Raw genomic sequence first — 5,636 nt, 5'->3', positions numbered from 1 at the left:
TCGCCCATGCGATAGAACACCAGCTCGTCCGGATGTTGCTCCTTGACGGCCAGGTACTGGCGCATCATGGGCGTATGTTCATTGCCGCTTCTGGCTGGCTGCTTGGCCATGGTCGAATCGCGTCTCTTCGTTATCTGGGTGCTGCCGATGGCGGGGCGGGCCCTCGGCGAAGCCTGCCATGCTATGCAGGCGGCGTGATGGTCGCAAGCGTGTCGGCGGTAATTTCCCTGCTGCTGCGCATTGCGCCAGAGCTTGGGGTACCATCAGGCGCAGCATGCAAGGGGGAGACATGCCGCAAGACGTTCACAGCATGGTGCATGGCCTGGGGGAGGGGCTGGTGCAGAAGGCTTGGCGGCTGGCCACGGCCGAGTCCTGTACCGGTGGCGGCATTGCCCGCGTCCTGACCGACCTCAGTGGGAGTTCTGCCTGGTTCGAAGGCGGGATTGTTGCGTATTCCAATGAAATGAAAATGAACCTGCTCGGGGTGCCTGCGGAACTGCTGGCTGCCGAGGGTGCGGTGTCGGAAGCGGTCGCCCGTGCCATGGCCCGGGGCGCATTGGCTGCCAGCGGTGCCGACCTTGCCGTCGCGGTTACCGGGATCGCCGGTCCCGATGGTGGCAGCAAGGAAAAGCCGGTCGGCACGGTCTGGTTTGCCTGGGCTGGTCGCGACAAGACCGAAACCGACAGGCAGCAGTTTGAGGGTGATCGCCAGGCCGTGCGCGAGGCGACCATTGAACATGCCATCCGACGACTGGGTGAATGGCTCTGATTCCATGACGTCGAGTTCCTGGCTCGGCAGCGCCAAACAAAGGGAAATTGATAATGAGTGACAAGCGCGTGTTCTTTGCTCTGTGGCCCGACGAGACAACCCGTGAAGCCGTGATGGCGGCGTCCCGTGAAGCGGTCGAGGCCTGTGGCGGCAAGGCAGTACCGGAGGACAATTTCCACATCACCCTGCGTTTCCTCGGGAATGCCTCCGGCAGCGACATCCGCAAGATGAAGAAGGCGGCCAAGGCAGCCAATGGCGTACCCCAGAAGTTCACCCTGGATCGACTCGGTTACTGGGCCGGCCCCGAGGTGCTCTGGATGGGTTGCCAGAAGGCCAACGACGATCTCCTGCGCCTGGTCGTGAATCTCAACACCGAGCTTGGCAGTGTGGGTTTCCCGCACGAGAACCGGCCCTTCCGGCCGCACGTCACCCTGGCTCGCAAGGTCGAGAGCGAGCCGGAATCCTCCCTGATCAGTCCCATCGAGTGGTCCAGCGAGTCTTTCGTATTGGTCGAGTCAGAGCTGGCCGACCCGAAAAAGGGTGGCAAGCATTCCGAGTACAAGGTCATTGCCAGTTTCGACCTGAAGTAACTAATCGATTTATTGTCAAATCAGGTCACCGACCTGGACGGGCTGCTTTGGTTTGCCGTGCGGTCGGAAGCCGCATGAAATGGCTAAAAAAACATCAAACGAGCAAAAGAGATCAAAAAAACTGGCGCTATTTGACAATAAGCAAAGTATTAAGCCTTCCCAAGACCCCTGTTTGGATATACAGTCCAGTCATCATTTACATCGATGGACGGGAAGCACAATGGACGACAATCGCAAAAAAGCACTCAGCTCCGCGCTGTCACAAATCGAAAAGCAGTTCGGCAAGGGCTCGGTCATGCGCCTGGGCGACGCCGATGCGGCAGTCCACAACATCTCTGCGATCTCGACCGGTTCGCTGGGCCTGGACATTGCACTCGGTGTCGGCGGCCTGCCGAAGGGGCGCGTGATCGAGATCTATGGTCCGGAATCCTCCGGCAAGACCACCCTGACCCTGCAGGTCATTGCGGAGTCCCAGAAGAAGGGCGGTACGGCAGCCTTCGTCGATGCCGAGCATGCGCTGGATCCGACCTATGCCGAAAAGCTGGGCGTGAATGTCGATGACCTGCTGGTCTCGCAGCCGGACACCGGCGAGCAGGCGCTGGAAATCACCGACATGCTGGTGCGCTCGGGTGCGGTCGACGTGGTAGTTGTCGACTCGGTTGCCGCGCTGACCCCGAAGGCTGAAATCGAGGGCGACATGGGTGATTCCCACATGGGCCTGCAGGCTCGACTGATGTCGCAGGCGCTCAGGAAGCTGACCTCGAACATCAAGAAGTCCGGCACCATGGTGATCTTCATCAACCAGATCCGCATGAAGATCGGTGTGATGTTCGGCAATCCGGAAACCACCACCGGCGGCAACGCGCTGAAGTTCTACAGCTCGGTGCGCATGGACATCCGTCGCATCGGCGCGATCAAGAAGGGCGACGAGATCCTCGGCAACGAGACCCGCGTCAAGGTCGTCAAGAACAAGGTGTCGCCGCCGTTCCGCGAGGCCTACTTCGAGATCCTCTACGGCGAGGGCATTTCCCGCCATGGCGAGATCATCGAGCTGGGCGTGCGCGAGAACATCATCGACAAGTCCGGCGCCTGGTACAGCTACAACGGTGACCGCATCGGCCAGGGCAAGGAAAACGTCCGCCAGTGGCTGAAGGACAACCCGAAGGTTGCCGACGAAATCGAGCAGCAGGTCCGCGACAAGCTGCTGCCGTCCAAGGAGAAGATGGCCGAGCTGGCGGCCGAAGCCGAGGCCAAGGCGGCCGAGCAGGAAAAGAAAGAGAAGGAAGCTGTCGAAGCTGACGAATAAGTCGCGACAGGTTCCCGGGAACCCGGACCGGCGCCAGGCTAGCTCACCGCTAGCGGGCGCCGGTCTGTTACCATCTGGCGCTTGTTTCAAGCATTGAACTGCGCCGCCAACAGACAGACGGACCAAGACATAGGAACAAGGCCCTGACGCCATGGCAGCCCAATGAGAGCCAAGGAAAAGAACCCCGTCCGCAAGGGCGAGACACCCGTCCAGGCAGGTAACCGCATTGCGGTGGGCATGCTGGCACGTCGCGAGCATTCGCGGCAGGAAATCGGTCGCAAGCTTGGTCAGCGCGGTCTGGACGAGGATGTGATCGAGCAGGTGCTGGCAGGCCTGGAGGCCGAGGGCCTGTTGTCCGAGGAGCGCTTCGTCGAGCAGTTCGTCTACCAGCGGGTAAACCGCGGTGATGGACCGATGAAGATTCGCCTGGAGCTCGGTCGTCGCGGGATTGATGGCGAGGTCGTCGATATCGCCATCGACGCCGCCGAGGTGGACTGGCAGGCGCAGGCAGAAAGCGCGCGCCAGAAGCGATTTGGCCGTGAAATTCCGGCAGAATACAGCGAGCGTGCGAAGCAGGCCCGGTTCCTGCAGGGACGGGGCTTCGGCATGGAGCAGATCAGCCGTGTCCTGAAAGGCGACCTATTTGAAGAATGAGTGCCCGCGCGGGCTGATGAACGCAACCAACAACACCCAGAGAAAAAGATCCGAACAGCATGAAAACCACCGAGATCCGCGACAAGTTCCTCCAGTACTTCAAGGACCAGGGTCACTCGATCGTGGCGTCGAGCCCGCTGGTGCCTGGCAATGACCCGACCCTGCTGTTCACCAATGCCGGCATGGTGCAGTTCAAGGACGTGTTCCTGGGCGCGGACAAGCGCGATTACACCCGCGCAACCTCCTCGCAGCGCTGCGTGCGCGCGGGCGGCAAGCACAACGATCTCGAGAACGTCGGTTACACCGCGCGGCATCACACCTTCTTCGAAATGCTCGGCAACTTTTCTTTCGGCGACTACTTCAAGGAAGAGGCCATTCGCTTTGCCTGGGAATTACTGACGACGGAATTCGGCCTGCCGGCCGACAAGCTCTGGGTCACGGTTTACGAGACCGATGACGAGGCCTATGACATCTGGGCCAAGGACATCGGCGTGCCGGCCGAGCGCATCGTCAGAATCGGCGACAAGCCGGGCGGCAAGCAGTACGAATCAGACAACTTCTGGGCCATGGGCGACACGGGTCCTTGCGGCCCCTGCACCGAGATTTTCTATGACCACGGCGAAGACGTTGCTGGTGGTCCGCCGGGCTCGCCGGACGAAGATGGCGATCGCTACATCGAGATCTGGAACATCGTGTTCATGCAGTTCGATCGAGATGCCGAGGGCAACATGGCCGAGCTGCCGAAGCCCTGTGTCGACACCGGCATGGGCCTGGAGCGCATTGCCGCCGTCCTGCAGCACGTGCATTCGAATTACGACATCGACCTCTTCCAGAGCCTGATCAAGGCAGCAAGCGAAGCAACCGGCTGCAAGGACCTCGCTCACAACTCGCTGAAGGTGATCGCCGATCACATTCGTGCCTGTTCCTTCCTGATCGTCGACGGTGTGCTGCCGTCGAACGAAGGCCGTGGTTACGTGTTGCGCCGGATCATCCGCCGCGCCATTCGCCACGGCTACAAGCTCGGCCAGGAGGAACCGTTTTTCCATGCGCTGGTCGATGCGCTGGATGCCGAGATGGGTGATGCCTACCCGGAGTTGCGCAAGCAGAAGGCCCAGGTAAAGAAAGCGTTGAAGCAGGAAGAAGAACGCTTTGCCGAAACGCTCGAGCAGGGCATGAAAATCCTGGAAGAAGCCATTGCCGATCTCTCGGGCAGGGAAATCCCCGGCGAGGTCGTGTTCAAGCTCTACGACACCTATGGCTTCCCGGCTGACCTCACCGCTGACATCGCACGCGAGCGCGAACTCGAGATCGATGACGAAGGCTTTGCGCGTGCCATGCAGGCGCAGCGCGAACGGGCCCGCAGCGCATCGAAGTTCGGGGTCGATTACGGCAAGGAACTCAAGACCGATGCCGTGACGGAGTTCTCCGGCTACGACCGTTTCGATGACAGCAGCAAGGTGGTTGCGCTTTACCGCGGCAACGATGCCGTCAAGCAGCTTGCCGATGGCGAGGAAGGCGCGGTGATTCTTGCCCGCACGCCGTTCTATGCCGAATCCGGTGGCCAGGTCGGTGACCAGGGTGTACTGGAAGGCAAGGGTATCCGTTTCGACGTCGCCGACACGCAAAAGCGCGGCGCGGCGCATGTGCATTTCGGCAAGCTGACCGGTGGCGCCTTGTCAGTGGGCGATGAATTGAAAGCCAGCGTCCGCCGCGAAACCCGCGCGCCGACCATGCTGAATCACTCTGCCACGCACTTGTTGCATGCCGCGCTTCGGCATGTGCTCGGCCAGCATGTCACGCAGAAAGGCTCGCTGGTCGAAGCCGATCGCCTGCGTTTCGACTTTTCGCACACCCAGCCGATGACAGCGGAAGAAATCGCCGAAGTCGAGGACATGGTCAACGTCGAGATTCGTCGCAACCTGCCGGCGGAAGTGGCCGTCATGTCGTATGACGACGCCATCAAGTCGGGCGCCATGGCACTGTTTGGCGAAAAGTACGGTGACGAGGTGCGTGTCCTCAAGTTCGGCGAATTCTCGGTCGAGCTTTGTGGTGGCACGCATGTTGAACGCACCGGTGACATCGGCCTGATGAAGATCACCTCGGAATCCGGCATTGCATCCGGCGTGCGTCGCATCGAGGCCGTGACCGGCGACGGTGCACTGGCCTTCATCCGCGACAAGGAGCAGCAACTCGCTCGCATCGCAGCCAGCGTCAAGGCGGGCAAGGATGAAGTCGAAGGTCGTATCGAGCAGTTGCTGGACAAGTCCCGCAAGCTGGAAAAGGAAGTCGACAAGCTTCGCAGTCAACTGGCCACCGG

General features: G+C 60.8%; 6 protein-coding genes. 5 read left to right on the top strand and 1 reads right to left on the bottom strand.

All coding sequences use genetic code 11. The features are described from left to right. Positions 1-65: hypothetical protein (locus R3217_10100; GenBank protein MDX1455797.1), on the bottom strand; the 65-nt coding region annotated here is incomplete at its 3' end. 224 nt (positions 66-289) lie between these two features. On the opposite strand from R3217_10100, the gene R3217_10095 reads away from it, so the two are divergent. From R3217_10095 to alaS, 5 genes are all read left to right on the top strand, one after another. After that, entirely contained in the window at positions 290-769 is a 480-nt protein-coding gene (locus R3217_10095) for a CinA family protein (GenBank protein ID MDX1455796.1), read from the top strand. 53 nt (positions 770-822) lie between these two features. Next, the gene (thpR, locus tag R3217_10090; protein ID MDX1455795.1) at positions 823-1,359 is read left to right on the top strand and encodes an RNA 2',3'-cyclic phosphodiesterase; all 537 of its coding nucleotides are present in this window, start codon (positions 823-825) and stop codon (positions 1,357-1,359) included. Between the two features lie 220 nt (positions 1,360-1,579). Next, positions 1,580-2,665, top strand: coding sequence for a recombinase RecA (gene recA, locus R3217_10085; GenBank protein ID MDX1455794.1), 1,086 nt, complete (start codon positions 1,580-1,582; stop codon positions 2,663-2,665). 162 nt (positions 2,666-2,827) lie between these two features. Beyond that, positions 2,828-3,319, top strand: a complete 492-nt coding sequence (locus R3217_10080; protein ID MDX1455793.1) for a regulatory protein RecX — start codon at positions 2,828-2,830, stop codon at positions 3,317-3,319. Positions 3,320-3,378: 59 nt separating this feature from the next. After that, positions 3,379-5,636 (top strand): alanine--tRNA ligase (gene alaS / locus R3217_10075; protein MDX1455792.1); only part of this gene is annotated, 2,258 nt, incomplete at its 3' end.

The organism is Gammaproteobacteria bacterium (assembly GCA_033720895.1).
Lineage (GTDB): Bacteria > Pseudomonadota > Gammaproteobacteria > Natronospirales > JAJUFS01 > JAWWBS01.
The sequence above is the reverse complement of the archived record's forward strand: the minus strand, read 5'-3'. Positions and strand labels throughout refer to the sequence as shown.